Origin of the sequence: Candidatus Formimonas warabiya (genome assembly GCF_002777255.1) — a bacterium.
GTDB lineage: Bacteria > Bacillota > Dehalobacteriia > Dehalobacteriales > Dehalobacteriaceae > Formimonas > Formimonas warabiya.
Genome location: NZ_CP017634.1, coordinates 3,999,945 through 4,015,520, shown reverse-complemented (window position 1 = coordinate 4,015,520; position 15,576 = coordinate 3,999,945). Strand labels below are relative to the sequence as shown.

Here is a 15,576-nt window from a genome sequence, read left to right as displayed (position 1 = left end):
CCCCCTTCACCCTTCTCGTTTCTCAAGTTTTTTTTGCTTCTCCATGTCCAGGAGCGCCTGATGAAAATGCCCGGCCGAAATGTGAAAGCCCGTCTCTTGCTCCGCCAAATGATGCTGACTGGTGGACTGGATAAATTCCCGGACAGCCCACAGAGCTGCCCGCTGGCAGAGATATCTTAATTCCGCACCGGAAAAGCCCGCGGTTTTCTGCGCCAGATCCCCGCAATCAACATTTTCCTCCAGAGAAAGCCCGTGCAAATGCACGCCGATAATTTCCCTGCGGTCTTCCTCACCGGGCAAAGGCATGGGAATGATCAGGTCAAATCTTCCCGGGCGCAGCAACGCGGGATCAATGAGATCGATCCGGTTGGTGGCGGCCAGCACCACGACCCGGTGCAATTCTTCCACCCCGTCCATTTCCGTGAGCATCTGGCTTAACATTCTTTCCGAAATCTGTCCCCCCATCCCCCGGTGGGGAACCAGGGCATCGATCTCATCAAAAAAAATAATACAGGGGGCAACCTGCCGCGCCTTTTTAAACACGTCCCGGAGGGCCTTTTCCGAATCCCCCACCCATTTGGATAATAAGGCCGGTCCCTTGATGGAGATAAAATTGGCATTAATTTCATTGGCCATTGCCTTGGCCAGCAACGTTTTTCCCGTTCCGGGAGGACCGTAGAGCAAGATGCCTTTGGGCAGGTCAATTTTGGCCCATTTAAACAACTGCTCATATTGAAAGGGCCATTCAATCGCTTCCTGCAATTGTTTTTTTACTTCCTGAAGGCCCCCCACATCTTTCCATTGCACCCGGGGCACCTCAACGGTCAATTCCCTGGTTGCAGAGGGCTCCACTTCCTTCAGGGCCGCGAAGAAATCTTCCTTGCCCACTTGGATTTTATTCAACCATTCCGGTGCCAGATCCCCCGAGCGATAATCCAGGTCCGGTAAAACCCTGCGCAACGCCTGCATGGCCGCCTCCCGGCACAAGGCCTGCAAATCGGCCCCCACAAAGCCGTGGGTAACCTCGGCAATTTTGTCCAGATCTACCTCTTTTGTCAAGGGCATGCCCCGGGAGTGAATCTGTAAAATTTCTCCTCTTCCTTCCCGGTCCGGGATGCCGATGGTAAGCTCCCGGTCAAAACGGCCGGGCCGGCGCAAGGCACCATCCAGGGCATCCGGGATATTCGTGGCCCCAATCACAATAATCCGGCCCCGGTCATGCAGTCCGTCCATGAGGGCCAGCAGCTGGGCCACGACCCTTTTTTCCACCTCTCCCGTTACGTTTTGCCTTTTGGGGGCAATGGCATCGATTTCATCTAAAAAGATGATGCTCGGTTCCCGCCGGGACGCGGTTTCAAAAATTTCCCGCAGTTTGGCCTCGCTTTCCCCATAATACTTATTAATAATTTCCGGCCCGTTGACATGGGTGAAATAGGCATTGGCCTCACTGGCCACGGCCCGGGCAATTAAGGTCTTCCCGGTGCCCGGAGGACCGGATAACAATACGCCCCGGGGTGGATCAATCCCCAGGTGGTCAAATAGAGCGGGGTATTTTAGGGGAAGCTCAATCATTTCCCGGATGCGCTGCAATTCCTTTTGCAGACCCCCAATATCTTCGTACCGTACGGTGATCCCGGTGTCCTGAACAGCGCTTTCACTATTCTGGAACATCAGTTTTGTATCCTTTCCCGCCAATACAATACCCTCCGGGGCAGTACTCAGCACGATGCACTCCTGGTTCTTCAGGCCAAGCAAAGGAATTCTTATTTTATCGCCCTGCTTCAGAGGCAGCCCCTGAATCGTCCGTAAAACAAAGTCACTGTTTAAGGGCAGCCGGTTATTCAGGAAACGCAGGACCAGTTGCCGGCAGGGTTGGACATCACCCTTTTGCACAGATACCTTGTCACCAAGTAAGGCGCCCACGTTCTCCCTGGTGATGCCGTCAATCTGAATCAGCCGGTCCCCCCTGTTGTCCGCATAGGCAGGCATCACCCTGGCTGCCGACTCTTTCTTCCCCCGGATGATAATCACATCTCCGATATGAACACCTGCGGACTGCATATCCACCGGGTCCATGCGGGCAATTCCCCGGCCTACGTCTTTTGTTAGGGCCTCGGCTACACTAAGACAAATACTGTTTTCCATCGAACCTAACCTCATTTTCCTTATTCGGGTTGATCGGACTTTTTGGGCAGAGTAATTTCTACAATACCGTTTTTCAAAACCGATACGATCTTATTTTCGTCCACGGCATAAGGTAAAGGAATATTTTTTTTATATTGCCGAAGTCCGGAAGCCCTGAGCTGAAGATGGTCGTCTTCAATTTTCAACTCTAATTGGTCCTCCGAGATACCGGGCAATTCGGCCACAACCAGGACGTGATCCTGCTCATCAAAGACATCTAAAATCGGCTCCCAGGTTTCATCAAATTCTACCTTGCCCGCGCCGGCCCGCACATTACCAAAGGGTTGAATCATGGGCCTCCCCAAACCGCTGGTTCTGATACTAAATCCATAGGTCCCCTTTAATCCCTTGGGTCCGGGAGAACCGAATTCTCCCGTTTTGCTCATTTCATTACAGCCCATGTCCTCCATCTTGTCTATGATTTCCAATAGATTCCCTAAATCTTTGAAGAGATCGCCGAGACCCCAACCGCCTAAGCCATCCTTTTTTCCCATTCGATTCCCCTCATCCTTCTGGTTCTGATCTTTTCTTTGCTTACCTATTGCCTTATGGGTTCATTGACCATTTCGCATAGACAGGCCTCTTGCCTTTATGGTGCCTTGTTTAGTTTATGGCGGTGGGCAAGCCGATGTTCCTGAATTAATAGGTCATAAAAAAATAAAAAGCGCCCCTTTCCAGGGGCGCTTCTGCATCCAAAACTAATATTTCTAAGCGTTGGCCAAGCGTTTGTAAGATTCGTACCTTTCTTTGGCATCCTGTTCCGTCTTCTTAAACAGTTCATCCGCGGTTTCTGGGAAGAGCTGGACCAAAGAGGAATAGCGCACTTCGCTTAAGATAAAGTCTTTAAAGCCGGCCGTAGGTTCCTTGGAATCCAGGGTAAAGGGATTCTTCCCTTCTTTTTTCAGGTCCGGGTTATAGCGGTACAGGTGCCAGTAGCCGCACTCGACCGCCTTTTTCATTTCGGTCATGGCATTGGCCATGCCTCCTTTGAGTCCATGATTGATGCAGGGACTGTAGGCTATGACCAGGGACGGTCCGTTGTAGGCTTCCGCCTCCTGAATGGCTTTGATGGCCTGATTGTAATCAGCCCCCATGGCAATCTGGGCCACATAAACGTAACCGTAAGACATGGCCATCATGCCTAAGTCTTTTTTCTTGGTCTTTTTGCCGGAAGCGGCAAATTTGGCAATGGCCGCCGCCGGGGTGGACTTGGAGGACTGGCCTCCGGTGTTGGAATAGACTTCGGTGTCATAGACAAAGATGTTTACATCTTCTCCGGATGCCAGCACATGATCGACGCCGCCGTACCCGATGTCATAGGCCCATCCGTCACCGCCGAAGGCCCACTGGGACCGTTTGGTAAGGAAGTCCGCCCTTTCGGCGATTTGTTTGAGTATCGGATGATTCTGGCCTGCCAGCAGCGGCATGATTTTACCGGCCGCTTCCTGGGAGGCAGCGGGCTGGTCTTTACCCGCCAGCCATTGCTGGAAAGCTTCTTTTAAAGCGGGTGCGAGATCTACTAGCAGGGCTTCTCTCATTAAATCGGCCAGCTTGTTGCGGATCTGTTTGACGCCTAAGTACATGCCAAAGCCGAATTCGGCGGAGTCTTCGAAGAGGGAGTTGGACCAGGCAGGTCCTTTTCCTTCTTTGTTGACGCAGAAGGGCATGGCCGGTGCGGCGCCGCCCCAGATGGAGGAGCACCCGGTGGCATTGGCTACCATCATGCGGTCCCCAAAGAGCTGGGTGATGAGCTTGAGGTAGGGGGTTTCCCCACAACCGGCACAAGCACCGGAGAATTCGATTAGGGGCTGGGCGAATTGGCTTCCTTTAACGGAGTATTTGTTCATGAGATGATCTTTGATGGATACGGTGGTACTGAAGTTCCAGTTGGCTACCTGGTCTATTGTTTGGCTTTCGATGGATTCCATGCTTAAAGCTTTTTCTTTAGCCGGGCACACGTTGACACAGCTGGCGCAGCCCTGGCAGTCTAAGGTGCTGACCTGTATCCGGTAGGCGAGGCCTTTCAGTTCTTTTCCTGTGGCGGCAAGGGTGATAAAGGTCTCGGGCGCCTTTTTCTGTTCTTCTTCGTCTAAGAGTATGGGCCGGATGGCGGCATGGGGGCAGACGAAGGAACAGCGGTTGCATTGAATGCAGTTTTCCGGATTCCACTCGGGCACAAAAGCGGCGACACCCCGTTTTTCGTACCGGGTGGTCTGAGTGGGATAGGTGCCGTCTTCGCAGCCGTGCTTGGTGAAGATACTGACGGGAAGCTTGTCTCCTTCGCACCGGTTCATGGGTTCCATGATATCGGCGATGAAGGCCGGAACATCCTGTTCTGCGGCTGCTTCCTCCACCGCAGCCGCCCAGGAGGCCGGAACGGTTACTTTGATTAGGGCTTCGATCCCTTTGTCTACCGCTGCGTTGTTCATATCGACAATTTTTTGGCCTTTTTTACCGTAGGCATGTTCGATGGATTCTTTCAGGTGCTCTACCGCCTGCTCCAGGGGAATGACGTTGGCCAATTTGAAGAAGGCGGATTGCATGATCATGTTGGTCCGGTTCCCTAACCCCAGTTCTTGGGCAATATTGATGGCGTCAATGGTATAGAAGTTGATGCGGTGTTCCGCCAGGTATTTTTTTAGACCGGCGGGCAGTTTTTCGTCCAGTTCGTCGGGTGTCCAGACGCAGTTTAACAGGAAGGTGCCGCCGTCTTTTAATCCGGCCAGTAAATCATATTTGTGCACATAGGCCGGGTTGCTGCAGGAGATGAAGTCGGCCGTGGTAATTAAATAGGGGGCTTTGATCAGTTTTTGGCCAAATCTTAAGTGGGACATGGTCACCCCGCCGGATTTTTTGGAGTCATAGGCGAAGTAGGCCTGTGCCGCCATATCGGTGTTGTCCCCGATGATTTCTACGGCCTGTTTGTTGGCCCCCACTGTGCCGTCGGACCCCAGGCCCCAGAATTTGCACTGGATGGTCCCGGCTGGAGTCATGTCGATATCCGCTCCCCGGGTCAGGGAGGTATGGGTGACATCGTCGACGATGCTGAGGGTGAAGTTGGTTTTGGGCTTGTCCTGTTTTAGGTTGTCATAGACGGCGATGATATCTGCCGGTACCGTGTCTTTGGATCCCAGGCCATAACGGCCTCCTACAATCAAGGGTTGGTTTTCCTGGCCGTAGAAGATGCTCTGGACATCCAAAAAGAGGGGTTCCCCGAGAGCCCCGGCGGTTTTTACCCGGTCTAAAACAGCAATTTTCCGCACGGTTTTGGGCAGCACATCAAAGAAGTATTTGGCGGAGAAAGGCCGGTACAGATGTACTTTGATCAGGCCTACTTTTTCTCCTTGAGATGCTAAGTAGTCGACTACGGTTTCGACGGTGTCGCAGACCGACCCCATGGCGACAATGATGTTTTCCGCATCAGGGGCACCGTAATAGGTGAAGGGTTTATACTCCCGGCCCGTGAGTTTGCTGATTTGCTCCATGTACGCAGCAACGATATCCGGCACATTGGCGTAGTATGTATTGCTGGCTTCCCGGCATTGGAAGAAGATATCCGGATTCTGGTTGGTTCCTCTGATCACAGGATGGTCCGGGTTCAGAGCCCGGTCTTTGAAGGCTTTGATGCTGTCATAATCCACCATCCGGGCAAAATCCTCGTAGGGAATCACTTCTACCTTTTGCTGTTCATGAGAGGTTCTGAACCCATCAAAGAAGTGGATAAAAGGAACCCGGGATTTGATGGCGGCCAAATGAGCAACCCCGGCAATGTCGACGACTTCCTGGACGCTGTTGGAGGCGAGCATGGCCCAGCCGGTCTGGCTGCAGGACATGACATCGGAATGATCGCCGAAAATGTTCAAGGCATGGGTAGCCAGAGACCTGGCACTGACATGCATCACGCCGGGCAAGAATTCCCCGGCAATTTTGTACATGTTGGGAATCATCAGGAGTAACCCCTGAGATGCGGTGTAGGTAGTGGTGAGCGCTCCGGCGCTGAGAGATCCGTGTACGGCTCCTGCCGCCCCGGCTTCGGACTGCATTTCAACGACTTGGACGGGTTGCCCGAAAATATTTTTTTGCCCTAATGCACTCCATTCATCCACGTATTCGGCCATGGGCGAAGATGGGGTGATGGGAAAGATGGCGGCTACTTCGGTGAAGGCATAGGATACATATGCCGCAGCTTTATTCCCGTCCATGGTTTTGGTGCTTTTTGACATTACTTGTCCCCCTTTTTTATATGTTTTGGCCAAATGGCCTAAATTTTCTAAAACCTATTAACAACCATTGTAATAACTTTATGTTAAAATTTCCAGAAAAATTTATTAATTTATCCCCCTGGACAAAAATTTATACTTTTCCATCAATTAACGTAGTGCAGCAAATTCTGCGCTAAGAACTGACCAGAAACTAGCCGGCTAAAATCAATTTCATAAAAAAGAGCAGAAAAATCCCCGGGATCCCCAAAATACCCGCAACTAATATCGTCACAAGGTTGATGGGCAAAAAAATCCCCATCGTTCCTCCGAAAGTATTAATTAACCATAACAGAATAAATCCTGTGGCTCCATTGATGAGCAATTTCACAATCAGCTTGACCGGCTTAAATAAAAACCGAATCATTGGAAACAAAAGCACCAACGCCACAACGACGATTAGGATTATTTGCCAGAGGTCGTTTGGCACGTCCTCACCCCCCAGTTATTTATCCGCCGATCTGTTAAAGCCATGTAAACAATCAGGCCGAAATCAGCCCGGACCCCTTCCTGGGCCGCCTGCTTTAGCAAATAAACATACTTCCGTTCCGCAGCACTCTGCCAGTATATGGCCTGATCGATGAGATTCTTCTCCTTTACTTCCTTAACCAGTTGATTGGCCCATTGCCACTCTTTCCGGGCTTCCTCTACCAAAAGAACATATTCCTGATTTTTATCCAAGGGCTTTTTCCAATACCATTGCCGGTCATACCACCTGTTCCAAGCAACATACAGAAAATGAATCACTCTTTTCCACATAACCTTACCCCCCCAATGTTTTTTATCATTATATGGGGAAGTTGTCCCAAATATGTTTGGAAAAACCCTGCCGGGTTTCGGTTTTTCGCTGATTGGGATGGGGGGAAACAGATATCCTGAGGGTTTGGTAAATGGTGCGCGCATCAGCCGTTTTTTCAAAAAGTGACCCCTGAAGAAGGGTCTCTCAAGGGGTCAATACTTCAAACTATTCATTACATTTCTTTTCGCCCTTCGAAAGCCTTTGCCAAGGTAACCTCGTCTGCATATTCTAAATCCCCGCCTACAGGGAGGCCGTGGGCAATACGCGTTACTTTAATCCCCATGGGCTTTAAAAGCCGGGACAAATAAAGCGCCGTCGCCTCTCCCTCCACATTGGGGTTGGTCGCCACGACAACTTCTTTCACCTGAGAATCGCGCAGGCGGGATAACAACAGATTGATGGTGAGCTGTTCCGGACCGATGCCATCCATGGGGGAAATGGCGCCGTGAAGCACATGGTATTTCCCTTTGATCTCCCTGGTCTTCTCCATAGCCACCACATCTTTGGGCTGCTCCACAATACACAGCAAACTCTGGTCCCGGGTAGGATCCAGGCATAAAGGGCAAGGATCCTGTTCCGTTAAATTAGCACAGACGGAACATTGTCTAATTTTCTGCCGGGCGGATACAATGGCCTGGGCTAAGCCCAGGGCATCCTTTTCCAGGGCATTTAGCAAATGAAAGGCCAGTCTCTGGGCAGATTTCGGACCCACACCAGGCAGCTTCATCAACTCATCAATGAGCTTAGCTACGGGTTCCGGGTAATACATTAACATACCAACACTCCTAAGAAGGGATTATGCGATAAAAGCCTCCCTGTTAGAACAACCCGGGAATCTTCATGCCGCCTGTGATTTTGCTCATCTCTCCAGATACCATCTCTTGGGATTTACGGATCGCCTCGTTCACCGCTGCCAGCAGCATATCCTCCAGCATTTCCACATCATCCGGATCAACGGCTTCCTGCTTAATTTTGATGGATACCACTTCCTGTTTTCCATTGGCTACTATGGTCACAGCTCCTCCCCCCGAACTTGCCTCTACAGTTCGGCCGGCCAATTCTTCCTGAAGACGTGCCATGTCCGCCTGCATTTTTTGCACTTGCTTCATCATCTTTTGCATATTGCCAAAACTCATTTGATTACCTCCTTATTCTTTGATTTCCAGTATCATATCCCCAAAAAGCTCCCGAACTTCTGAAACCAAATCGTTTTTACTTTCAGAAACAGGGGCTATTGATCCCTGTACGGTAAGTCTATGTTGATAAACGGCCAATAATACTTTTTCCACCAAGGATTTATTCCCCGGCTGCTCTAAATTCTCCATATGCAAGTGAAAGTTTGCTTTATACAGTAAAATTATTTTACCATTCTTTACTTCCACCGGTTCCCCTTCAACTAAATAGGCATAGGTCGTGGGCCGTTGCTTTCGCACGGATTCCAGAACTTTTTTCCACTGTTCCCGAATTGCCTCCAGACTAATTCCTTCGTCTTTTCCTGCAGGGGACTGGGGCAGAACCGGTTTATCAGGTTTGCCCAAGGTATCTTCCCCCCCTGCTTTTGGCTCCGCCTTACCAGGGGTCAACCCCTTATTTTCCCCGGGCATCCTTCTTTCTGCTTCATGAAGTCCGGTAGCCTTAATGATGGAAAGCTCCAAAGTAATCCGGGGCTGTGAACTAAATCTTAACTGGGTTTCTCCTTCACTTAAAACCTCCAGGATGTGAAACAGCCTAGGCTCCGAGAACAGCGCACTTTGTTCCCGCATCACTTCATGCCAAAAATCCGGAAGATCAAAGTATTTGGTCTGCTGCCCGGACAATTTCACCAGAACCAAATTTCTGAAATACTCTACCAGATCATGGGAAAACTGGCGGATGTCCTTTCCTTCTTGAACCAAACCTTCAATTAACCCCATCATCGTCCCGTAGTTTTTTTCTGCCATTGCCTGCACAATATTTTTAATAAATTCCCCGTCCACCGTCCCTAACACAGTAGCGATGGTTTCCTCCGTGATTTCTCCCTCAGCAAAGCTTAAACACTGGTCCAGTAAGCTTAAAGCATCCCGCATACTTCCTTCGGATTTTTTGGCCAGCATCTGAAGGGCCCGCTCCTGTACTTTTAAGTCATCTGCCCCGCAGATTTCCTTTAAATGGGCAACAATATCCCGGTAGCCGATTCTTTTGAAATCAAATTTCTGGCACCTGGAGAGCACCGTCAAAGGGATCTTATGGGGCTCTGTGGTTGCTAAAATAAAAATTACATGCTTCGGCGGTTCTTCCAAGGTCTTTAATAAAGCGTTGAATGCTTCGGAGGTCAGCATATGTACTTCATCAATAATATATACCTTATATGTGCATGCTACAGGAGCATATTTAACCTTTTCCCTCAGGTCCCGGATTTCGTCGATGCCCCGGTTGGATGCGGCATCGATCTCAATGATATCCATGGAATGGCCTGCGTTGATGGTTTGACAAGAAGCACACGCATTACAGGCCTCACCATCTTCCGGAGCAAGGCAATTTACGGCTTTCGCCATGATTTTGGCCGAACTGGTTTTTCCTGTCCCTCTGGGACCGGTAAAAAGGTAGGCATGAACAATTCTGTTTGTCTTGATGGCATTTTTTAAGGTTTTACTAATGTGGTCCTGCCCCACGACCTCATCAAATCGTTGCGGACGCCACTGTCTATATAATGCGATATATGACAAGTTCCCTGCCCCCCAACCAGACTCAGACATTTGATATGCAAAACTATATTTGATATGGATACTAAATTTCCTCTGCCAAAAAGCCTTGACGGCTTCCGGTTTTTCGGGATCCGCAATACCAAAAAAACGCCCTTGACGGGGCGCCTTAAAAAATTTTAGCCGTGCACCTACCTTCGAAACTACCCTCCGGACGTTACTCAACTAGTTAACTCAAACCAGGCTCCCCTACGGCACACAAAAGTGGTTACTTACCGCTGCTTCCTTCCGGACCTGACGGGGTTTATAACTTCTTGTTGCGTAAGACCCGGTTATCATTGCCACTTTTCCGAGGCTGACCCCACAGGATAGGCCCTCAGGCAGGACTTCGACCCCACTATAGCGGATTGTGAGTTACAAGGCACCGCTACCTCCCCATCTAGCACGGCAAAATCAATTTTGTCTAAAAAAGACCGGCAGGTATCAATTTTTCCATGCCGATCATAATTTTACTGGCGGAGAGGACAGGATTTGAACCTGCGAGGCTGTTACACCAACACGCTTTCCAGGCGTGCGCCTTAAGCCAAGCTCGGCCACCTCTCCCCATCAGGAACAGGATACCGGAAACTAGAACCGGAACCACGTATTTGTTGTTTTTTGGGTTCGATCATCTTGACTCTTGTTCTTATACGCCATTCATCAAAGGGAGTGCCTACTCCCAACAAATGCGACTAGTTAATTATACATATATTTTGTATGGGATGCAAGTTTTTTTCCGGACAAACCGGGAAAAGAAACGAAAGAAATGTTGGAAAAACTGCCACCGGATTCCGTATCCCATCCATTCTGTCCATTTCCTTATCGACCAATGCCCAGAAAGGACCCGCCCTGGTAAACCAAAAAGCTTACCAGCCAAGCCAGAGTCATGGTATACCCGATTAAAAACATGGGCCAGCGCCATCCGTTGGTTTCCCGGTAAACCACCGCCACAGTGGACAGACAGGGCACATAAATCAGCACAAACAACATAAAACCATAGGCCGTTAACGGGGTGAACCCGGACTGTTCTTTTACCCGGGCGGCATAGCTTTCCTCGGGCACCTCTCCCGTGCCGTCCCCCGGGTCCCCGCTTTCGATGCTGTACAGTGTCCCCATGGTGCTGACTACCACTTCTTTGGCGGCAAAACCGGCCAGCAGGGCAACCCCTGTTTTCCAGTCAAAACCCAGAGGTTTGATGAGGGGTTCAATGCCATGCCCGATTCTTCCCGCAAAACTTTCTTCCATCTGGACGGAGGGGTCCGGATGAGGTTGCTGCTCGGCAACCGGAAAGGTAAAGAATACCCACATCAACACGGAAGCCGCCAGAATCACCGTTCCCGCTTTTTTCAAATAGAGCAAGGCCCGCTCCCACACTTGGAGGAGGACACTTTTCCAGACGGGAAGCCGGTAAACAGGGAGTTCCATCACAAAGGGCTCCGATGGTCCGGGCAGTACCCAGGTGCGAAATACCTTGGCCATGATTACGGCCAGGATAATGCCGATGATATAGATAGAAAAGATGGCATTACCGGCATTGCCCGGGCTGAAAAAGGCCCCTGCCAGCAGAGTGTACACCGGGAGCCGGGCCCCACAGCTCATCAAGGGCACCACCAAAATGGTCACTAAACGGTCCCGGGGGTTCTCCAAGGTGCGGGTGGCCATAATGCCGGGAATCGAGCAGCCGAACCCCAACACCATGGGAATAAACGATTTCCCGTGCAGCCCCATGTTGTGCATTAATCGATCCATCACAAAAGCGGCCCGGGCCATATACCCCGTTCCTTCCAAAAAGGTAATGCCAAGAAAGAGCAGTAAAACATTGGGCAGAAAAACAATGACTCCGCCCACACCGCCGATAATGCCGTCAACGATCAGGGATTTAAGCAATCCCTCGGGCATCCCCCGGCCGACCACATCAGCCAGGAAGGCCACCCCTGATTCAATCCAGCCTACCGGGAATTGTCCCAGGCTAAAGGTAAGCTGAAAAAGAAGCCACATGGCAATCAAAAAAACGGGCAGGCCTAATACCCTGTTTAAAATGATGCGGTCAATTTTTTCCGTCAGGGTGGCCCGGTCTTCCCCCGGAAAGATCACGGCCTCCCGGATGGCTCCCCGCGCGAAGGCATAACGGCTGTCTACCATAATTAACTCCGGGTCCTCTCCGTATTGCTCCCGCAGGATCCGGCGGCTTTTTTCCATCTGTGCCAATACGGGCTGGGATTGGGGACTTTTCTTTACCCGTGCCACCACATCCGGGTCTTTTTCTAAAAGCTTCACCGCAGCCCACCGGTCAACGACTTCTTTCCTTTTCCGGTCCACCAAACTATTTTTTTCATAAATGTTGGGCATCAATGCTTGAATATAGCCTATTTGTGTTTCAATATCCCTTTGATAGCGAACGGGCCGCTCGGCAGATTTTTCTTTCCCTTCCATCAGGTCAATGGCCGCATTAAGGAGTTCATTTACCCCTTCATTTTTCGTACCAATCACAGGAAGGACCGGCATCCCGAACAGCTGAGACAAAAGAGGGAAGTTGAAAGTAAATCCCTGGTCCCGGGCCAGATCCATCATATTTAACCCCAGAACCATGGGCAAGCCCAATTCTTTTAATTGCACGGTTAAGCCGAAATGACGTTCCACATTGGTGGCGTCCGCAATATCCACAATGAGATCGATTTTCTCCTCTAAGAGAACATTCCGCGCCACTACTTCATCAGGAGAATAGGCGGTCAAACTGTAAATCCCCGGCAGGTCAATAATGGTAAACTCATAATCCCGGTAAATTTTTTTCCCTTCCCGTTTTTCTACCGTTACCCCGGGATAATTTCCCACATGCTGGCGGGCCCCGGTGAGATGATTATAAATCGTCGTTTTTCCGCTGTTGGGATTACCTGCTAAGGCAAGGGTAATTGTTTTCATTTTGTACCCTCCGGATCAATGTCAACAATTTCCGCCTCCGACTTGCGCAAGGAAAGGTGGGTCCCCTTCAGTTTTATTTCCACGGGATCTCCCAAAGGGGCATAGCGTTCCATTTCCACTTCAGAGCCCGGTGTCACGCCCATTTCTACCAGCCGCCGCCGGATTGCCCCCGATCCGTTAATTTTCACAATTTTGGCTCTTTGCCCCGGAGCCAAATCTTTCAAAGTCCGCCTCTTCATGATGATTCCTCTCCTTAATTTCTCTTCGCCTTTATGCAAGCTGCAAGGTCATCTTCACTGACAATACCCTTTGTCTTCCTGGCCTCTGTGGTATCCTTGGCAGCAGGAAAATTTTTGTTAGCTGGGCCTAACACCCGGACAAAAACCTTAAATTTCTTTTTTCTCACTTACCCCGATGCGGGACTCCAGAAAGAAAACCAACCGGCTAATGGTGTCTGAGCTTACAGCATGTTCCATTAAGCAAGCATCTTTCTCGGCAATTTCCTGGGGGACACCCAGTACCTCCGTCAAAAACTTTTTTATTAACCGGTGCCTGCGTCGTACTTCCACGGCCTGCTTTTTCCCAAGCATGGTTAATTCCACCGGCCCATATTTTTCATGTTTTAACAAACCTAAATCCACCAGGGATTTTACCGCCTCAGTGGCACTTGGCTTGGCAATTCCCATAATCTGGGCTAAATCGGTTATCCGTACGCTATCATTGGTTTCAGAAAGGATGAGAATTGCCTCCAAATAATCCTCAAGGGAATTAGAAATAAAAACATGGTTCATCATTACACCCTCACCGTGTTAGTTTATCCTAACTCTACTACCATCATAACGCTCCATTCCGGTTTTGTCAAACGAACCCCCAACTTTTATACTTCTTTTTCCTATTTTATTTTTTCTGTCCCTCATTTATTCCAGGAAACGAATCACATGGTGGTCAATCCATTCAATCCTGCCTTCGTCGGAAAACCGAAGGGCCTTTTTCAGGCTGATACACTTAACGGCATCCGTAATCCGTACCAGATCCGTGCCTAAACCCTTATAAGGTTTCGTGCATAAGGCGGCTATTTCCCGGGCCGTCTTTAAATCCATGCGGTCCTTGTCTGCAAAACAATTTTTGTATGAAACACACTGAAAGCAATTTTCAAAACTTTGTTTCATAAATCTTGTCACCTTTTTCGTTGTTCGATCACACGTGTGCGAAAGCGAAATTTAGTCAGAAGTTTTTTTTACTTAAATTCCACACAATGTCATATTATTCCTGCCAAACTATATTTTTTTTCCTAAATAAAGCAAGGGACCTGATTTTTCGTCAGCTCCCCCGTTTTTATCCTATTCAATTTTTTCGTTGTTTCATGATTTTCGGCTAACGCCGTCGTTTGTGAGAAACCTCACCTTTTTTGTTCACAACGATATGAATTTGCTGTGTCATTCATGAAGTATTTTGTAAGAGGCACTTGTCATTATTTTCGTGGGATGCTCTCTTCCCCTTTTTAAGATACCATCTTACAATTTGATTTTCCTAAAAGATTTTTGACTCCCCAATAAAGGTTCATGAGGAAATCTACCTCAATTAATTTGACGTTTCCCCCCTAATTCTTTTTTATCCCTCATCATTTATCGTCAACCAGGCCTGGCAAATCATCGGGAAAACATGTCCTTTCGCCCTGACCGAAAACGTCTCCCTCTCCTTTCTTCTGCCGGGCTGCAGAGCCCTTTCTCCTTTCCGGCAGGACTTGGACCATGTTGAACCAGTTCTTACGTGCAAAAGTTTTTTACCAAGGTTTCGCTTTGCTAAACAGAGGAAAAGTTGCTCATGCGGATTGACTTACTTTTGGACTCCCGCTCTATGTGGCCTCTCTCCAGTATGAATGCCATTTGTGGAATGGTCCTGAACCAATGCGGGAGACGGACACTAAGTATTAAGGTTAAGATGGGGTGAGCCTCACCGGTAGGATATTCATGGGACTCCCTGCGGAGGACCCCGACCTATACGATAGGATTGTTCCATCAACCGCCTGGCCGCTTTTGAAATCAAAATTTGTTCTTTGCCAAATAACCAGAACTTTTCTTTCAATAATATGCTGTCTCGCTGCACCATGTTTTCCGGTACGATGCGGACGGGCCCGGCACTACTTTTGCATATAAATCCCAGAGCGGTCGTCCCTCCGCCAAACAAATATCCTATAAAGGAAACGCTCATGACCCAGGAAAACATCATGCTTACTTTCTTTATCATGCTGACGAACAATAACTTTCTCATCTTTCTTCCTCCCAACCTGTCCCTTTGTCTTTTTGTTGATACCACCTTATCAGAAATAGCCCTGAGAGAATAGTAAACATTGTCGGGCAGAAAAAGAACTTTTAGAAAGACTTCTGCAAAAATGAATAAAAACACACTCTTTTCGAATGTGTTTTTACGCAAAAAGCCTTGATTTTCCTGGCGAAACAAGGAAATCAAAGCTTTCTGTAGGTGAATGATTACTTAACGAACCGAACCTTTTCCTTTATCTTTAATCAGGCTCCCTGAGAATCTTAAAGAATTAATAAAACCGGTTCCTGTCCTTTAATAAATATACCCCTTTTTTAAGTTTAACTGGTAATGCGCCTTGATAAGAAAAAGTCAGCGCCGGTCTCCACAAAAAACAAAAGCATTTTCCCTCTTAAAGGCCCCCTTGTTCGCTAAA

Annotated in this window: 13 protein-coding genes, 1 tRNA gene and 1 other RNA gene; all 15 read right to left on the bottom strand. The window is 49.0% G+C overall.

The features are described from left to right. Window positions 1-6 precede the first annotated feature (6 nt). Window positions 7-2,145, bottom strand: a complete 2,139-nt coding sequence (locus DCMF_RS18290; protein ID WP_214658719.1) for a CDC48 family AAA ATPase — start codon at window positions 2,143-2,145, stop codon at window positions 7-9. A gap of 20 nt (window positions 2,146-2,165) precedes the next feature. Continuing rightward, window positions 2,166-2,678: an Hsp20/alpha crystallin family protein gene (locus DCMF_RS18285; protein WP_148135745.1), complete on the bottom strand. Its 513-nt coding sequence runs from the start codon at window positions 2,676-2,678 to the stop codon at window positions 2,166-2,168. Between the two features lie 213 nt (window positions 2,679-2,891). Beyond that, window positions 2,892-6,407 carry a pyruvate:ferredoxin (flavodoxin) oxidoreductase gene (gene nifJ, locus DCMF_RS18280; RefSeq protein WP_148135744.1) on the bottom strand — a complete coding sequence of 1,172 codons (3,516 nt, stop codon included), beginning with the start codon at window positions 6,405-6,407 and terminating at the stop codon, window positions 2,892-2,894. 190 nt (window positions 6,408-6,597) lie between these two features. After that, window positions 6,598-6,873 carry a pro-sigmaK processing inhibitor BofA family protein gene (locus DCMF_RS18275; protein WP_148135743.1) on the bottom strand — a complete coding sequence of 92 codons (276 nt, stop codon included), beginning with the start codon at window positions 6,871-6,873 and terminating at the stop codon, window positions 6,598-6,600. Continuing rightward, window positions 6,849-7,202, bottom strand: a complete 354-nt coding sequence (locus DCMF_RS18270; RefSeq protein WP_148135742.1) for a DUF2508 family protein — start codon at window positions 7,200-7,202, stop codon at window positions 6,849-6,851. The genes DCMF_RS18275 and DCMF_RS18270 overlap by 25 nt, the downstream gene beginning before the upstream one ends. A 212-nt stretch (window positions 7,203-7,414) precedes the next feature. Next, window positions 7,415-8,017: a recombination mediator RecR gene (recR, locus tag DCMF_RS18265; RefSeq protein WP_269467149.1), complete on the bottom strand. Its 603-nt coding sequence runs from the start codon at window positions 8,015-8,017 to the stop codon at window positions 7,415-7,417. Window positions 8,018-8,060: 43 nt separating this feature from the next. Continuing rightward, entirely contained in the window at window positions 8,061-8,378 is a 318-nt protein-coding gene (locus tag DCMF_RS18260; RefSeq protein WP_148135741.1) for a YbaB/EbfC family nucleoid-associated protein, read from the bottom strand. Window positions 8,379-8,390: 12 nt separating this feature from the next. Beyond that, the gene (gene dnaX / locus DCMF_RS18255; RefSeq protein ID WP_214658718.1) at window positions 8,391-9,947 is read right to left on the bottom strand and encodes a DNA polymerase III subunit gamma/tau; all 1,557 of its coding nucleotides are present in this window, start codon (window positions 9,945-9,947) and stop codon (window positions 8,391-8,393) included. 159 nt (window positions 9,948-10,106) lie between these two features. Then, window positions 10,107-10,371, bottom strand: an RNA gene (gene ffs, locus DCMF_RS18250) — signal recognition particle sRNA large type. A gap of 65 nt (window positions 10,372-10,436) precedes the next feature. Then, window positions 10,437-10,526 (bottom strand) — tRNA-Ser (locus DCMF_RS18245). A 255-nt stretch (window positions 10,527-10,781) separates the two neighbouring features. Continuing rightward, on the bottom strand, window positions 10,782-12,881 hold the full coding sequence (feoB, locus tag DCMF_RS18240; protein ID WP_148135739.1) for a ferrous iron transport protein B: 2,100 nt from the start codon (window positions 12,879-12,881) through the stop codon (window positions 10,782-10,784). After that, window positions 12,878-13,120: a FeoA family protein gene (locus DCMF_RS18235; RefSeq protein WP_148135738.1), complete on the bottom strand. Its 243-nt coding sequence runs from the start codon at window positions 13,118-13,120 to the stop codon at window positions 12,878-12,880. The genes feoB and DCMF_RS18235 overlap by 4 nt, the downstream gene beginning before the upstream one ends. Window positions 13,121-13,267: 147 nt before the next feature. Then, entirely contained in the window at window positions 13,268-13,675 is a 408-nt protein-coding gene (locus tag DCMF_RS18230) for a metal-dependent transcriptional regulator (RefSeq protein WP_148135737.1), read from the bottom strand. Window positions 13,676-13,798: 123 nt separating this feature from the next. After that, entirely contained in the window at window positions 13,799-14,050 is a 252-nt protein-coding gene (locus DCMF_RS18225) for a hypothetical protein (RefSeq protein WP_214658717.1), read from the bottom strand. A gap of 799 nt (window positions 14,051-14,849) precedes the next feature. Next, complete coding sequence (locus tag DCMF_RS18220) at window positions 14,850-15,152, bottom strand: hypothetical protein (protein ID WP_148135735.1); 303 nt, start codon at window positions 15,150-15,152, stop codon at window positions 14,850-14,852. Window positions 15,153-15,576: the final 424 nt, after the last annotated feature.

Bases quoted from the DNA above. Each gene is read 5' to 3' on its own strand.
- feoB (WP_148135739.1), bottom strand. From the start codon at position 12,881: ATGAAAACAATTACCCTTGCCTTAGCAGGTAATCCCAACAGCGGAAAA.
- DCMF_RS18230 (WP_148135737.1), bottom strand. From the start codon at position 13,675: ATGATGAACCATGTTTTTATTTCTAATTCCCTTGAGGATTATTTGGAG.
- DCMF_RS18235 (WP_148135738.1), bottom strand. From the start codon at position 13,120: ATGAAGAGGCGGACTTTGAAAGATTTGGCTCCGGGGCAAAGAGCCAAA.
- DCMF_RS18225 (WP_214658717.1), bottom strand. From the start codon at position 14,050: ATGAAACAAAGTTTTGAAAATTGCTTTCAGTGTGTTTCATACAAAAAT.
- DCMF_RS18285 (WP_148135745.1), bottom strand. From the start codon at position 2,678: ATGGGAAAAAAGGATGGCTTAGGCGGTTGGGGTCTCGGCGATCTCTTC.
- DCMF_RS18290 (WP_214658719.1), bottom strand. From the start codon at position 2,145: ATGGAAAACAGTATTTGTCTTAGTGTAGCCGAGGCCCTAACAAAAGAC.
- nifJ (WP_148135744.1), bottom strand. From the start codon at position 6,407: ATGTCAAAAAGCACCAAAACCATGGACGGGAATAAAGCTGCGGCATAT.
- recR (WP_269467149.1), bottom strand. From the start codon at position 8,017: ATGTTAATGTATTACCCGGAACCCGTAGCTAAGCTCATTGATGAGTTG.
- DCMF_RS18270 (WP_148135742.1), bottom strand. From the start codon at position 7,202: ATGTGGAAAAGAGTGATTCATTTTCTGTATGTTGCTTGGAACAGGTGG.
- DCMF_RS18220 (WP_148135735.1), bottom strand. From the start codon at position 15,152: ATGAGAAAGTTATTGTTCGTCAGCATGATAAAGAAAGTAAGCATGATG.
- DCMF_RS18260 (WP_148135741.1), bottom strand. From the start codon at position 8,378: ATGAGTTTTGGCAATATGCAAAAGATGATGAAGCAAGTGCAAAAAATG.